This window comes from Ruegeria sp. AP7, assembly GCF_056539905.1.
Map to the genome: position 1 here is coordinate 1 of NZ_JBQFVT010000012.1, position 14,803 is coordinate 14,803.

Below are 14,803 nucleotides of genomic sequence, written 5' to 3' on the forward strand. Positions count from 1 at the left end.
CCCCGTCAACCGCGTCGACAACGCATACGGTGACAGAAACCTCATCTGCACATGCCCACCAATGTCAGAATACGAAGAAGCCGCAGAGTAAACTCTCAAAACCCCCGCCAAAAAAGCGGGGGTTCTTTAATCTCGTACAGGTCAGAGCTTAATGCGGAACGCTGCAAAGCCATCTGCACCTTCTCCCGCATCTTCGATGACAACGCCTTTAACATCATTCATGTAGTCCCGCGCTTTTGGCCCGGTTTCAAACAATACGGTCGTGTCGGTGAGCGGCGCAAATGACCAGTTGGCATCTGCTTTAGGATCAATTGTACCCTGCTCGACAATATAGCGGACGATGACATCCCGGTTGGTGTCCGGAGCCTCAAAAACAACTGTGTCACCCTTTGCGCCGGGGAAAGAGCCCCCGCCCGATGCTCGGTAGTTATTGGTGGCGATAATGAACTCCATGTCATCCGTGACCGGTGAACCATTAAAGGCAAGGTTCACGATCCGGGCTGCATCTGGATTAAGTTCTTCGCCTTTTGGACCAAAGCGGGACGGTTGTGAAAGGTCGATCTGATAGGTCACACCGTCCATCACATCGAAATTATATGATGGGAATTCCGGGTTCAGCAGGATCGCGTCTTCAGAACCTACCTCAACCTGATTGAACATGCCCGCCGAACGTTCCAGCCAGCCTCGAACCTGCGCACCGTTTACACGCACGGCACGAACTGTGTTTGGATAAAGATAAAGATCGGCCACGTTCTTGATCGCAACGTCACCGACGGGAACATCAGTGTAGTATTCCGGGCCGCCACGGCCGCCAGCCTTGAATGGCGCCGCTGCCGAAAGGATTGGCAGACCCTCGTGCTCGGTGCCTTTCATCATCTCTTCGACATACCATTTCTGCGCGATCGAAACGATCTGCACAGACGGGTCATCAGCGACCAACGCGAAATAGCTGTGCAATGGGGCCGAAGTCTTACCCACAGCGCGGCGGACGTAGGCCAGCGTTTCGTCGTGATCTTTCGCCACCGAGTCGAGAACCTTTTGATCATCTCCGACCAGCGCAGTTATTGACCGATCTTCGTTGCGTTTGGAGATCGGCCGCGCCTCGGAAGTGGTGGTGACCACACGCCAGTCGTTACCATCTCGTTCCAGCAACAGATCAAGCAGGCCAAGATGCGATCCCCAGAATCCACCCATGACGGCGGGCTTACCCATCAAAGTTCCGGTTTCCACGTCAATACCGGGACGGTCCGCAAATGTTGGAGATGGGAAGACCAAATGGTTGTGCCCGGTGACCAAGGCATCGATACCGTCAACACCGGCAAGAACGACCGAGGCATTCTCCATTCCTTCCGAATGATCGGCCTCACCTATACCTGAATGCGAAAGTGCTATGATCAGATCACAGCCTTGCTCTTTCATCTCGGGTACGTAAGCCTGCGCTGTCTCGATGATATCGCGGGCTTCGACATTGCCTTCAAGGTGTTTGCGATCCCAATTCATGACCTGCGGCGGAGTGAAACCGATGACGCCGATCTTGATGGGATGTTTGGAGCCGTCCCCCATTTCAATCTCGCGATCAAGAATGGCATAGGGCTTCACCAGAGTTTCGTCATCGCGCGGGCTGGCCCCTTTTTTCTTGGCAATATTGGCCAGAACCACTGGGAAGTCGGCCCCAGCAAGCGCTTTATCAAGAAACTCCAGACCATAATTGAACTCGTGGTTGCCCAAGGTGGCGGCATCATAGCCGACCGTGTTGAATGCAGTGATAATCGGGTGGCTGTCGCCCGCCTTCATTCCACGCTCATAGGCGATATAGTCACCCATCGGATTGCCCTGCAGAAAGTCGCCGTTATCGACAAGGATTGAGTTAGTCGCCTCTGAGCGGATGTCGTTAATGATTGATGCCGTGCGTGACAGGCCCACGGTGTCCCGTGGCTTATCTGCATAGTAATCATAAGGGAAAACATGCACATGGATGTCTGTTGTTTCCATGATCCTTAGATGAGCCTGATTGTTGGCAGCAGACGCAGAGAAAGGATGCAGAGTAATCGCAGCTGCACTGGCTGTCGTTGTGGCAAGAAACTTACGGCGAGAGAGTTTACTGCTGGAAAAGGGCATATCACACCTTTCTGGAAATATGTTCGAAACGCTTTGTAGATGGCGATTGTAACAAAGATGAATAAAGATCACCTAAGCCGATCAAGCATCGAACTATGGTTAATATTGACGATACTGTGCCGACAAACCCTAAGAGCGTAAAGCTCATCAAGGTCTCAATTTGGAATTTATTTTGTGGCATTAGCCAAACCAAAACTGATGAAGCGCAGGCAGGTATCTGGCAAATCGACCAACACCCCAGAATTACAAGTGCTTAGTGATCAGCGCATAATCGATTTGACGCGAAACGGGTTCAAGCTTTCGCTGAACTGTTCAATAAATTCCAAAGTTACCAAAGATGGTTGTTTCAATATGGGGCGCACTAAGGAAAGTGTATGAGGTAACACCGGTACGAATGGCCTGTAGCACAGTCCAAGATGGGCATATTGAACCGCATCCAGTTTGCTCACTACCGAGACTCCCACGCCTCTTAAGGCGAGTTCACAGGCTGCCGTAAATTGCCTGACCTCGATGTGAGAGTTCAGTGAGATATTTGCGCTTTGGAACGCTTTCGATAGGCGTGCAAAAAAGTCGCTATCACGGCGGGTATGAATGACTTTCTCGTTCTCAAGCTCTTTGGGCGTAACTTCGGAAACGCTTTCCAGCTCGTGACCGCTTGGAAATACACAAACCGTGCGTAAGTGCACATCTGTATTTTGCACAGCCGGGTGGCTGATAAAACTGTCGGTGATCCCAAAATCATATTGTTCACCGATCATCCATTCAAGAATGCGCTCGGGCCGATCCGGCTCAATTGTCATTGTGACGCCGGGGCGATCTTTCAGAAATTCGGCGACAACTTGTGGCAGGTGGCTGGTTGCAAATCCGGGGAGGCAAGCAACGCGAATATGTCCCGCCTTTCGTTGCGTGATATCCTGGCTGACGTCGGTGATCTGTTTCATCAGCTCCAGAACACGCTCTACGCTGGGCTGCAAATACCGAACTTCCTGCGTCGGCACTAACCGCCCCTCGCGGCGATCAAAAAGCTGAAACCCAAGTGACTTCTCCAGATCAGATATTAATCGGCTCACAGCTGGCTGACTGACCCCAAGATCAGTGGCTGCAGAGGTGATCGATCCATTGGTCGTCACTGCCATAAGGGCTTCAAGCTGTCTGATTCTCAGGGTCTGTCGCATGTTCGAACCAGTACTTCTCAGTTTTTCGTTCACGAATATAATGCCGTGTTATTTTTTTTATCAATACTAAGGTCTTGAATTATATTTCTGTAACGCTAACGTCGTGAAATCGTCATGTGTGCCGTTTACCCGTAGCGGTCGGTATTCAACGAAGCATCGAACCTGATGCATGGGAGGAATCATGAAAAAGAGATTTTTCGGCGCTCTCGCCGTAGCAACTGCCTTGTCCCCTGTAGCGGCAATGGCTCAAACCGAAGTCCAGTTCTGGCACGCCTTTACCGGCCGTCTTGGTGATCTGGTGAAAGCCCAGGTTGAAGAATTCAACGCCAGCCAGGACGAGTTTGTCGTGGTTGAAAGCCACAAAGGGAATTACTCGGAAACGCTGAATGCCGGTATCGCCGCGTTCCGCGCAGGCGAACAGCCCCACATTCTGATGGTATTCGAAGTTGGCACCGCAACAATGATGTCGGCTGAAGGCGCCATCAAGCCAGTCTATGAAGTGATGGCCGAAAGTGGCGCGTCATTTGATCCCGACGCGTATATCGGCGCTGTAAAAGGGTATTATACCACTACCGATGGCGACATGTTGTCATTGCCCTTCAACTCTTCCACACCCGTTCTTTGGGTCAATCGCGATGCGATGGAGGCAGCAGGAGTCGATCCTGATACCGATCTTTCCACTTGGGAAAAAGTTGGCGAGGTTCTTGATCAATTAAAGGCAGGCGGTGAAGAATGTCCGCTTGTCACGGCTTGGCAAAGCTGGGTTCACCTGGAAAACATGTCAGCCTATCACGATGTACCATTTGCATCGAAAGATAATGGTTTTGCCGGTCTGGACACCGAATTGATGCTGAATGGTCCGGTGCAAGTGGCCCACCTAAGCGCAATGGGTGATTGGGCCAAGGACGGGAAATTCATCTACACCGGTCGCAGAAACGAAGGTGGAGCCAACTTCCGGGCCGGAGAATGCGCCTTGTTCACAGAAAGCTCGGCGGGTTACGCGGGCATCAGCTCGGAAGCTGAGTTCGATTTTGACGTACGGCCCCTGCCCTATTGGGAAGGTGTCACAGCCGAACCTCAGAACACCATTATCGGTGGTGCCTCTCTGTGGGTGATGGAAGGGCACGACCCCGAAGCCTACAAAGGAGTTGGAGAGTTCCTGAGCTTCCTGTCATCGTCAGATGTACAGGCCAATTGGCACCAGAATACCGGCTATCTTCCGATTACTGCTGAAGCGGGAGATGCAACCCGCGCGGCAGGATTCTATGAAGACAATCCCGGCACAGATATCGCGGTAATCCAGATGACTGCGAAAGAACCAACCGCAAACTCAAAAGGTCTGCGTTTGGGGTCATTCGACCAGATTCGCGGAATCATTGACGAAGAGCTCGAGGCCATCTGGTCTGGTGACAAAACGGCTCAGGAAGCGATGGACAGCGCCAAGGAACGTGGCGACGCGTTGTTGCGCCGGTTTGAATCAGCCAATCAATAAAAATGATATCATGCGGGCCTTTAACGGCCCGCATTTCTTTTTTGGTGGGACACTAAATTGGAAAAACGCGTCACCTTTCGGGGCTGGTTGCTGCCTCTGCTTCTGATCGCACCTCAGGTGATCGTCTCTGCCATATTTTTCTTCTACCCAGCGGCGCAGGCAATCTGGCAGTCGCTGTTTATTCCTGACCCGTTTGGGCTGTCATCTCAATTCGTCGGGCTCGGTAACTTTGAATTCCTTCTCAGCGACAAATTCTATCGTGCATCCTTCTTAACAACGGCGATCTTTTCGACGCTTGTCACCTTGTGCTCGATGATTCCGGCACTTTTTCTTGCAGTCATTGCCGACAGGTTGATCAAAGGCTCGGGTGTTTACCGTACCTTGTTGATCTGGCCCTACGCAGTCGCACCTGCTGTTGCTGGTGTGCTTTGGCTTTTCATGTTCAACACACGCGTCGGAGTTGTTTCCTGGTATCTTGGCCAACTCGGCTATGATTGGAACCACGTTCTGAATGACGCCGAAGCAATGGGGCTGGTCGTTGTCGCATCCGCGTGGGGGCGCATCAGTTATAACTTTTTGTTTTTCTTTGCGGCGCTGCAATCCGTGCCAAAGTCAGTCATCGAGGCAGCCGCAATCGATGGGGCGCATTTCTGGCGCCGGTTCTTCACAATTGTTTTGCCACTGCTGTCACCAACGGCCTTCTTTTTGCTGGTGGTCAACGTCGTCTATGCATTTTTTGAAACATTCGGTGTTATCCACACAATCACCGGAGGTGGTCCGCAACAAGCCACAACGATCCTGGTCTACAAGGTGTTTTCCGATGGGTTCGTCGGGCAAGATCTCGGGTCTTCGTCGGCACAATCCGTCATCCTGTTGATCGTGGTTGGTTTGCTAACGGTGATCCAGTTCAAATACGTCGAAAAAAGGGTGCATTACTGATGGCGGCCCAGCAACACGGAATGGTCGAGAAACGAGGCGCGGGTATCTGGCTAACCCACGCCTTTATGGTCCTGGGCGTCCTGATCATATTCTTTCCGATCTGGCTGGCTTTTGTTGCCTCAACAGTATCCCAGCCTGAAATCGTCTCGCCCCCTATGCCGATCTGGCCGGGTGATCAATTTTGGGAGAACTACCGAGCAGCCCTTTTTGCCGGAGTAAACGTGCCCGTCGCTACCATGCTGTTCAACAGTCTGGTGATGGCTATCGGTATTGCCGTTGGCAAGATTGTGATCTCACTTCTGTCGGCCTTTGCAATCGTCTACTTCCGATTCCCGGGGCGAACGACCTTTTTCTGGCTGATCTTTCTGACACTGATGTTACCTGTCGAAGTGCGGATTGTTCCAACATTCGAAGTTGTGGCCGGTTTTGGCATGCTAAACAGCTATTACGGGCTGATTTTCCCATTGATCGCCTCAGCCACTGCCACTTTCCTGTTCCGGCAGTTCTTTCTGACAATCCCGGATGAACTTGCTGAAGCGGCGCGAGTAGACGGTGCGCGGCCGATGCGGTTTTTTGTCGACATTGTAGTGCCGATGAGTAGAACCAACATCGCGGCCTTGTTCGTCATTCTCTTCATCTATGGCTGGAACCAATACTTATGGCCGTTGCTCATCACCACGGATCCCGAGATGAATACCATTGTGATGGGCATCAAACAGATGTTCCCATCCGGCGATGATGTGGCCGAATGGCCCGTCATCATGGCAACTTCGATACTGGCCATGATCCCGCCGGTCATTGTGGTGGTGTCGATGCAAAAATTGTTTGTTCGCGGCCTTGTCGATAGCGAGAAGTAAGAAATGGCAACTGTAACCCTAGAAAACGTCAAAAAGAGCTTTGGCCCCACAGACGTCATTCATGGTATCGACATTGATATCGCAGACGGCGAATTCATCGTCATCGTCGGGCCTTCAGGATGCGGCAAATCCACGCTTTTGCGCATGGTGGCAGGTCTTGAAACCGTGACTTCGGGTGAAATCTGCATCGGAGACGAGCGGGCAAATGACAAAGAACCGATGGATCGGGATATCGCGATGGTATTCCAAAACTATGCGCTATACCCGCATATGTCTGTACGCCAGAACATGGGATATGGACTAAAAATTGCCGGGTTACCTAAGGCGGAGATCGATCAAAAGGTGACCGAAGCAGCAAAGCTGTTGCAATTGGAACCCTTGCTAGACCGAAAGCCCAGACAGTTGTCGGGCGGGCAGCGGCAGCGGGTTGCAATGGGACGCGCCATCGTTCGTGAACCAGCCGTGTTTCTTTTTGATGAACCGCTTTCGAACCTTGATGCGAAACTCCGCGTTCAAATGCGCCTGGAGATCCGCGAGCTTCAGGAAAAGCTGGGGATTACGTCCCTGTATGTCACACATGATCAGGTCGAAGCCATGACGATGGCAGACAGAATGATCGTAATGAACGGCGGGATCGCCGAGCAAATTGGTACACCTCTGGACGTCTATGAAACCCCAAAAACCCTTTTTGCGGCTCAATTCATCGGCAGTCCCGCGATGAATATCTTTGACGCGCAGCGTGTAGGTGGAGTGATCAAAATTGAAGACGTGGAAATTGGTCCATCTCAAGGCCCAGATACCTCTGTAAAACTGGGAATCCGGCCAGAACACCTGTCAATGGATGAAAATGGCCCGCTGGAAGCCGCAATTCAGATGGCTGAACCTTTGGGCGCAAATACGCTGCTACACGGTCGCCTGACAGGCAGCCAAGATGTGATCACGGCCAGCCTCCCCGGCGTACACCCAATCGAAGGGCGGCATCCTGCGGTAAGGTTCTCGGTCGCCCCCGAGCAGATGCACCTGTTTGATCCGGATACCGGTAAGCGACTTGAGGTTTGATGGCCCTCTGGGCGGTTCTATGGTCGTTGGTCACTCAATATGTCGGTGCACAAAGCACCCCTAACCCAGATACCGAAGCGCAAGCTTGCGTGTTGTATCAATGAATCTCTGATTTCGGAGTTCAGAGCCTTCTTCCGACAGTTTGTCGATTACCCAACCCACGTAGGTCGCCGCACGCAGCAACAAAAAGAGATCAAGCGCGCTGTCATCCAGGGGTCGTTCAGACCGGTAACCCGCAAGCAAAGCCTCTTTTAATTCAGGATAGTCTGGCTCCTGCAAATTCTTGAGTAATGTCGTAGCCAGATCAAACAGGCGAAACCCAAAGCCGCTGTCGTCAAAATCAATGAGTTGAAGACGATCTCCATCAACCAGAATGTTTTCGCGCACCAAATCCGCATGGATCAGACCGTAGTCCAACGTATCTTCCAGTTGGGTCAATTCGGTCGCCATCTTTCCGCGCAAAGCCTCAAACAATTCGCGGTCCTCGGCAGACAAAGTTGGGTTTTCCCAGAATCTGCCCCACAACGGGTTATCCCCCAGCAGTCCATTCCGATCCCAGGAACATCTGTCAAAATCGTCAGGCAACGCCCACCTGTCCGAAACGTCATGCAACCGCGCCATTTCACGCCCGATGCCTAGGAATAGTGAGGTTCGGTCTTTCGTCCCCAGCGGCTGACCCGTTGCGCCCATTGGCGCACCGTTCAGCCAGGACAAAACGTCAATTTGGACCCCATCAACGATATGTAGAAAATCTCCTGACGCCGAGGTAATCGGTGCTGGCACATGTAATCCGCCGCGCGAAACCGCATCCATCCACTGTAGTTCCGATCGCAATTCCTCATTGGTACGATACCCCGCTCGATGCAATCGCAGCGCATAAGAGGAACCATTGATATCGACGCGGAAAACCTGATTTTCGCGGGCCGCGATCAAATGGTAAGATGCACCCTGCATCCCCCATAGCTCCAACACCCGATTAACCGCCAAATTCATGCGTCTAGCGGAGTTTTGGCCAGAACTTCGTCCAGCGTATCAAACAAAAGATCTGCGTTCTCGATCGAGAACGGCATCGGTGGACGTATCTTCAGCGTGTTCTTATGCCGCCCCAGCTTTGAGTGAATGACGCCCCGTTCCCGCATGCCATTGATTACTCGATCTGTGAATGCACTGGCGGGTTGCTTCGTTTCCCGATCCAGCACCATCTCGGCGCCGAAAATCAGGCCTGAACCGCGTACGTCACCAATGAACTCATGCTTTTTCGATAATCGAGTCATCCTCATACGCGCGTGCGCGCCGACTTTTCTGGCGTTTTCAAGCAGTTGTTTGTCCTCGATTTCTTCCAATACGGCCTTGGCCGCAGCGCAAGAGACCGGGTTGCCTCCGAACGTATTGAAATAGCGATAACCTTTTCTGAAAGTTCCCAGTATTTCCAAGTTGGTGACAACACCTCCGATCGGATGGCCATTCCCCATCGGTTTACCCAATGTCATGACATCCGGTACCACGCCCATCTTCTGATGCGCCCACATATGCGTGCCTGTACGACCAAACCCGGATTGAACTTCGTCGCAAATCAGCAGGCCACCTGCCTTACGCACAACCTCGGCAGTAGGCTTCAGCCAACCGTCCGGATTATCCGGGAAACCTTCGTTCAGAAAATACGGGCAGACAACCAATGCGGCAAACCCGATACCTGATTTTTCATGCTCGGCAATCTGTTCAGCTACAGATTCTGCAAATCTCATCCCCTCGGGATCAGGGTTGCGATAGCTGTCTGGCGCAGCGACAAATCGAAAAAATTGACCAAGGCCAAATCCAACCGTCGGAACGTTTGATTTGCTAAGCTGGCTGACAAGTGAGGTATTGCCATGATAAGTCGCATCCGTTGCGATGATTCCACGCTTGCCGGTCATACTTTCGGCCATTCGCAGGGCAATATCGTTGGCCTCGGAACCAGTACAGGTCAGAATGGCGGTATCCAGATGGTCATCCACGGTGCTGGTCAGCTTTTCGACATAGTCGAGAATGCCGTCATGAAGATATCGCGTATGAGTGTTCAGCGTGCTGGCCTGACGACAAATCGCATCGACCACGCGCGGGTTACAATGCCCAACATGTGGCACATTGTTATAGCAATCCAGATACTTGCGCCCGTCTGCGTCCCACAGCCAGACACCCTCGCCCTTCACGATGTGAACTGGGTTGTCATAAAATGTGGAGACATTCGGACCCAGCAGTCGGGCGCGATCTGCGATCAACTCAGCGTTCGATCTGGTCAATTGTTACCCTCCAGATGAGGTTATACTTTGCGCACAACGTCCTCAGCGACCCATTCGTCGAACTGTGCGAGAACGGCATCCGCAAAGGCCTGATCATTGATGTGCGCGTCAATCTCGGTTGTATTTACGACCGCAGGCATGACATTACGTGCCTCGTCAATAAGGGCGGCAAGACCCTCGGGATCGTACGCCTCCTGACCCTCACGATCCCATTCCTCAACTCCACCAACCGGTAGGAAGAAATGGGTCGGACCAGTGGCTTGTTCAAGACGTTTTGCCATCTCCCGGATACCGTTGCGACGCTCATCGGCGTTGAACACGGCACTCTTTATCAGGCGGTTATGCTCGTGGAACGGGCGGTCGGAAAACTGCGGGGGGATGTCTTGCCAACCCGCAAAATCCAGCAAGTCCAGCGCGCCCGGAGCAACCATTTGCGGAATTCCGGCCCGGCCCGCATTGGTCAGGCGATCTTCGCCAGATGAGACCAGCGAGCCTGCCAACATATTGGCAAATTCCTGCATGCAGAAATCCATCACGCACGCAAAGGCGCCTTCGCCCGCGAGCTTTTCGAACGCCATACCCCCCATCCCAGTCGAATGGAAAACGGCCACATCAAAACCGCGGGCTTCCAGCTCCGGTTTCAGGATCTTCATGTAGCGCAAACAGCTTGAACCCAGTGACGTCATACCCACCACCGGGCGTTCGGCCTTTGGTGGCTCAACAGCACGCGCCGCACCAAGTACAGCCCCCGCAGCCTGCGAAAGAGAGGAACGACAGATCGCGTTCATCCCGTACAGGCCTCCGGCCCACAAGATCATCTGGATGTCTGGTGCTAAGCGATGTGGTGGGATCAATGGGGAAAAGCTGACGGTCGACACAATGTATTTAGGCACTCCCATGGGGATCGCTTGCGCACAATCGAGCGCCAAATCGGTTCCCATTGTGCCACCGGTTGCCAACATGGCATCAAAGCGCCCTTTGGACAGGGCGTCGCGAACGACTTTGGCGGCCCCTTCTGACATAACGCGAAAAGCCTTGTTTTCATCGCCCAACGCGATCACGTCTTCGATGGTCATATCGCATGCTGCAGCAACATCATGTTTGGAAATGTCCGTGGTTTGGGACGGGTCGCCCAATACGGAAACATCCATCGTCAGCACTTGCCCCCCCTGCGCTACGATGCATTCCTCTAGATACCGCATCTCTGGATCTTTGGTGTCGTAGGTCCCGATCAACAAAATGGTTTTGTCACCCATGGGGGCTCTCCTTTGAAGTTCCGGGATCAGAGTTGAATCCACGCTGTTTTCAAATCGCTGTATTTCTCCAGCGCATGAAGGGATTTGTCGTGGCCATTACCGGATTGCTTCACCCCACCCAAGGGAACAGTGAGATCCGAACCGCCATATGTGTTGACATGCACCACACCCGAGCGGATGCCTGCCACCATCCGGTGCGCACGGCTGAGGTTAGATGTCCAGACGCCAGCGGACAGTCCATATTCTGTACTGTTGGCCAGTTGAATCGCCTCTTCCTCTGTTTCAAACGGGGTCACGGCCAGAACTGGGCCGAACACCTCGTTTCGAAACAGAGTGTCAGTCGAGCGGACTCCCGTCATAACGGTCGGGGCCATATAGTAACCACCAGTGTCCTTTAGAATTTGGTCACCACCAAGTTCTAGTTCAGCACCTTCCACCTGCGCCTTTTTGACATATTCCAGGTTCGCATCCAATTCGGACAGGGAGTGCACCGCTCCAATGTGGTTGTTCAGGTCTAGAGGATCCCCGACCTGCATCGCTTCGGCGTTCTCGACTAACTCTGCGACAAAATCGTCATGAATATCTGCCTGAACAAGCAAACGTGACGCCGCAACGCAAATCTGACCTGAGTTCCGGAATATCCCCGCGGCCGACACTTTCGCCGCCTGCGCAAGATCAGTTGCATCATTGAATACGATGTTCGGGGATTTTCCACCAAGTTCAAGGTAGCAACGTTTGAGGTTTGAACGCGCCGAATACTCAAGCAGCTTACGCCCCGTTGCGCCCGAACCCGTAAAAACAAGAATGTCCACATCCATCGACAGCGCCAGGGTCTCGCCCACGACCCGACCCGAGCCTGTGACGACATTTAGTACGCCCTCTGGAATACCCGCCTCGACCGCCAGTTCCGCCAGTTTCAACAGCGTCAAAGATGCGCTTTCCGCAGGCTTCAGTACTACCGAATTCCCCGCCGCCAGGGCCGGGGCCAGCTTCCACGCTCCGATCATCATCGGCATGTTCCAAGGCACAATCGCCCCGACGACGCCGACCGGCGCATGGTGGATCAGCCCAAGGACATTTTCGGCAGTGGGTGCGATCTGGCCATAGACCTTGTCTATTGCCTCGGCGTAGTAACGGAAAGTTCCAGCCGCAGACATGGGTTCGGCCTTCATGGCCATCGTTATTTCGGTGCCATTGTCACGCACTCCCAGAACCGCAAGCTCCAGCGCATGTTTCTCGATCAGATCGGCAAGCTTCAGAAGGATTTTCTTACGCTCAGATGGTGCGCGCCGTGCCCAACGACCATCTTCAAAAGCCGCCCGCGCGGAAGCGATGGCCGCATCCATATCAAAAGGTGTACCCTCGGCAATCTGCGTCAGAACCTGACCATCAATCGGCGACAGAACATCGCGTATTCTGCCTTCATTCGAAGGGATAGTACACCCATCGATAAAATGGTTTCGGGGCGTCAACACCTTGCCGCGAAGAGCGTCAATTTCTGACTGGATCATTAAAGGATTACCCTTGTTGGTTTGGGTGGTCTACATCAACAGGCTCAGCTGTAGGCTCGGGCCGCAACTTGTTTCTGAACTCGAAATACAGAGTGCGGAAATGAAGGATTAGGATCAGCAGTATCAGGCCAAACAAGATCGCTGCGATTGGCCGGTCGACAAAGTCGAGTGGGGTTTTCACCCGCGCCATGGCGCTACGAAGTTTCACCTCCATGATACCACCAAGAACCATTCCAAGAATGATTGGCACAATCGGCAAATCCAACCGCTTCAGAATAAGGCCAAAGACACCAAAACCCGCCGCAAGCGCACAATCTGTTATCGAGTTCCTCAGCGAATAAACACCAACAAAAGACAACACCAATATCATGATCCCCAGAAAGCGAGTTGGTATCTGGATAATCTTGAGAAGCAGGTTTGTCGAAAACAGCAGGAACACCAGAACGATAACATTCAACAAGATCAGCGCCATATACAGCGCCATCACAAAGTCCATCTGAGATTCAAACAGTTGAGGGCCAGGAATGACGTTGTGGACATAAAACACCGACAGCATCATCGCCGTCAGCGCTTCACCCGGAATGCCCAACGCAAGCAGCGGGATCATCGCAGCACCCGGCACTGCGTTATTGGCCGCCTCGGATGCCACCAGTCCCTCGGGTGATCCATCGCCAAACTTATCGGGATCCTTCGAGGATTTCTGAGCATAGGTGTATGACAAAAACTGCGAGGTGAATTCGCCAGTGCCTGGCACCATACCCATGAGAACACCAATGCTTGAAGACACCGTCGCGACGCGCTTGATGCCCAAAAGCTCTTTCAGGCCCGCAAAAATGCTGCCGCTGACATGCGCTTTACCGGGTGCATGGTTCTTTTCCAGAAGCAACAGCAACGCCTGACTGATCGCAAACAGGCCTAAAACCACAACGATCAAATCGATACCTGAAGCAAGCCAACTTTGGTCAAATGTGAACCGACGCGTGTACTTGACCGGTTCCAAACCCACAGTGTTCAGAAAAATGCCTAAGGCGGCCAGCATTCCCGCAGCAAATATTTGTCCGCGGTGGGCAAGCACCACCAAGATAATTCCCAGCAAAGCAGCTAGAAAAATTTCGCGGCTACCGAAATGCGGCGCAATCAAAGCCAGCACCGGCGACAGGATCATCAGACAGATGATTGAGAAGACCCCACCAAAGAACGAGGCCGAGTATGCCAGTGAGAGCGCCCGGTGCCCCTGCCCGCGTCTAGTCATGGGGTAACCGTCGTACGTTGTCAGCGCGTTCACGGCCGTGCCTGGCGTGTTGATCAAAATCGCCGGGATTGCGCCGCCATACATGGACGACCCGTATATTCCGAGCAGCAATGTCAGACCGACAATCGGCTCAAAAGCAAATGTTGCTGGCAATAGAATTGCGATGGCAACGGGCGCACCAACTCCGGGAAGAGCACCTATTATGACCCCGCCGATTGACCCGATCAGCAGCGCAATAATTACCTGCCATTGCGCCAGGATCGAAAGACCAGAAAATAGAGTTTCCATTTCGAACCTCAGAGATATGTCAGCGCAAAGGCGCGAACGCTGTCGGGCAGATATTCATAAACAGCACCAGCAGGGATTTTGACCTGCAGGAAGGCTCGGAAAACGACAGTGACAAAAACGCCGAACAAAGCCGCGATGCAGACTGTTCTCGCGTCCCGAAACCCGGTTCGTAACGCCAGAAAAACAGCAAACAAAACGGTCGACGGCAGGTATCCCAAAATGGGAACCAGCATCACGTAAACCAAAAAATATGCGACATATTCAAACGATCGCAGCCAGAACCCGACTTCTGTCCAGCGACCAAGAAGACGGGGGGACATGGCTGAGCTCAGCCAGTGAAGGAACCCAAAGATGACCATTGCCCAGAGCGAGATCATTGGCCAGAGGTTGGGCTGGGCAAACCATTTGGTCCGCTTTACGGCTTTGGTCTGCTCGCCCAATTGCGTCAGAAGAAAAACCGAAAAACCAAGGAAGAGCACTGCGAATACAACATCACCAGGTCGGCGATACCGTTTGAACATGTCCTGTAAGGTCTTCGCGATCATCTAAACCTCTCCCCTGATTGAAAAAGGCCCGG

General features: G+C 52.8%; 12 protein-coding genes. 4 read left to right on the forward strand and 8 right to left on the reverse strand.

What is annotated here, in order from left to right; genetic code table 11:
* Positions 1–141: 141 nt before the first annotated feature.
* Both ACR0KN_RS17760 and ACR0KN_RS17765 read right to left on the reverse strand, forming a co-directional pair.
* Entirely contained in the window at positions 142–2,118 is a 1,977-nt protein-coding gene (locus tag ACR0KN_RS17760) for a bifunctional 2',3'-cyclic-nucleotide 2'-phosphodiesterase/3'-nucleotidase (protein ID WP_480655411.1), read from the reverse strand.
* A gap of 260 nt (positions 2,119–2,378) precedes the next feature.
* Complete coding sequence (locus ACR0KN_RS17765) at positions 2,379–3,293, reverse strand: LysR substrate-binding domain-containing protein (protein WP_480655413.1); 915 nt, start codon at positions 3,291–3,293, stop codon at positions 2,379–2,381.
* A 181-nt stretch (positions 3,294–3,474) separates the two neighbouring features.
* On the opposite strand from ACR0KN_RS17765, the gene ugpB reads away from it, so the two are divergent.
* Genes ugpB through ACR0KN_RS17785 form a run of 4 tightly spaced genes read left to right on the forward strand, consistent with a single transcriptional unit; the run spans position 3,475 to position 7,640 of the window.
* A complete protein-coding gene (gene ugpB / locus ACR0KN_RS17770) occupies positions 3,475–4,785 on the forward strand; it encodes a sn-glycerol-3-phosphate ABC transporter substrate-binding protein UgpB (protein ID WP_010443485.1) in 1,311 nt (436 codons plus the stop codon).
* A gap of 57 nt (positions 4,786–4,842) precedes the next feature.
* Positions 4,843–5,724 carry a sn-glycerol-3-phosphate ABC transporter permease UgpA gene (gene ugpA, locus ACR0KN_RS17775; protein ID WP_010443484.1) on the forward strand — a complete coding sequence of 294 codons (882 nt, stop codon included), beginning with the start codon at positions 4,843–4,845 and terminating at the stop codon, positions 5,722–5,724.
* A 20-nt stretch (positions 5,725–5,744) separates the two neighbouring features.
* A complete protein-coding gene (ugpE, locus tag ACR0KN_RS17780; RefSeq protein ID WP_010443483.1) occupies positions 5,745–6,581 on the forward strand; it encodes a sn-glycerol-3-phosphate ABC transporter permease UgpE in 837 nt (278 codons plus the stop codon).
* 3 nt (positions 6,582–6,584) lie between these two features.
* Positions 6,585–7,640, forward strand: a complete 1,056-nt coding sequence (locus ACR0KN_RS17785) for a sn-glycerol-3-phosphate import ATP-binding protein UgpC (protein ID WP_480655415.1) — start codon at positions 6,585–6,587, stop codon at positions 7,638–7,640.
* 60 nt (positions 7,641–7,700) lie between these two features.
* Here ACR0KN_RS17785 and ACR0KN_RS17790 read toward each other — a convergent pair whose 3' ends face one another.
* The 6 genes from ACR0KN_RS17790 to ACR0KN_RS17815 are packed head-to-tail and all read right to left on the reverse strand — an operon-like array spanning position 7,701 to position 14,771.
* Positions 7,701–8,633 (reverse strand): phosphotransferase enzyme family protein, encoded by a 933-nt coding sequence (locus ACR0KN_RS17790; protein WP_480655417.1) that lies wholly within the window; start codon positions 8,631–8,633, stop codon positions 7,701–7,703.
* Positions 8,630–9,919: an aspartate aminotransferase family protein gene (locus ACR0KN_RS17795; protein WP_480655419.1), complete on the reverse strand. Its 1,290-nt coding sequence runs from the start codon at positions 9,917–9,919 to the stop codon at positions 8,630–8,632. The genes ACR0KN_RS17790 and ACR0KN_RS17795 overlap by 4 nt, the downstream gene beginning before the upstream one ends.
* 20 nt (positions 9,920–9,939) lie before the next feature.
* Positions 9,940–11,175: a Tm-1-like ATP-binding domain-containing protein gene (locus tag ACR0KN_RS17800; RefSeq protein WP_480655421.1), complete on the reverse strand. Its 1,236-nt coding sequence runs from the start codon at positions 11,173–11,175 to the stop codon at positions 9,940–9,942.
* Positions 11,176–11,201: 26 nt separating this feature from the next.
* Entirely contained in the window at positions 11,202–12,686 is a 1,485-nt protein-coding gene (locus ACR0KN_RS17805) for an aldehyde dehydrogenase (RefSeq protein ID WP_480655423.1), read from the reverse strand.
* A 7-nt stretch (positions 12,687–12,693) separates the two neighbouring features.
* Entirely contained in the window at positions 12,694–14,226 is a 1,533-nt protein-coding gene (locus ACR0KN_RS17810) for a tripartite tricarboxylate transporter permease (RefSeq protein WP_480655425.1), read from the reverse strand.
* Positions 14,227–14,234: 8 nt separating this feature from the next.
* The gene (locus ACR0KN_RS17815) at positions 14,235–14,771 is read right to left on the reverse strand and encodes a tripartite tricarboxylate transporter TctB family protein (protein ID WP_480457166.1); all 537 of its coding nucleotides are present in this window, start codon (positions 14,769–14,771) and stop codon (positions 14,235–14,237) included.
* Positions 14,772–14,803: the final 32 nt, after the last annotated feature.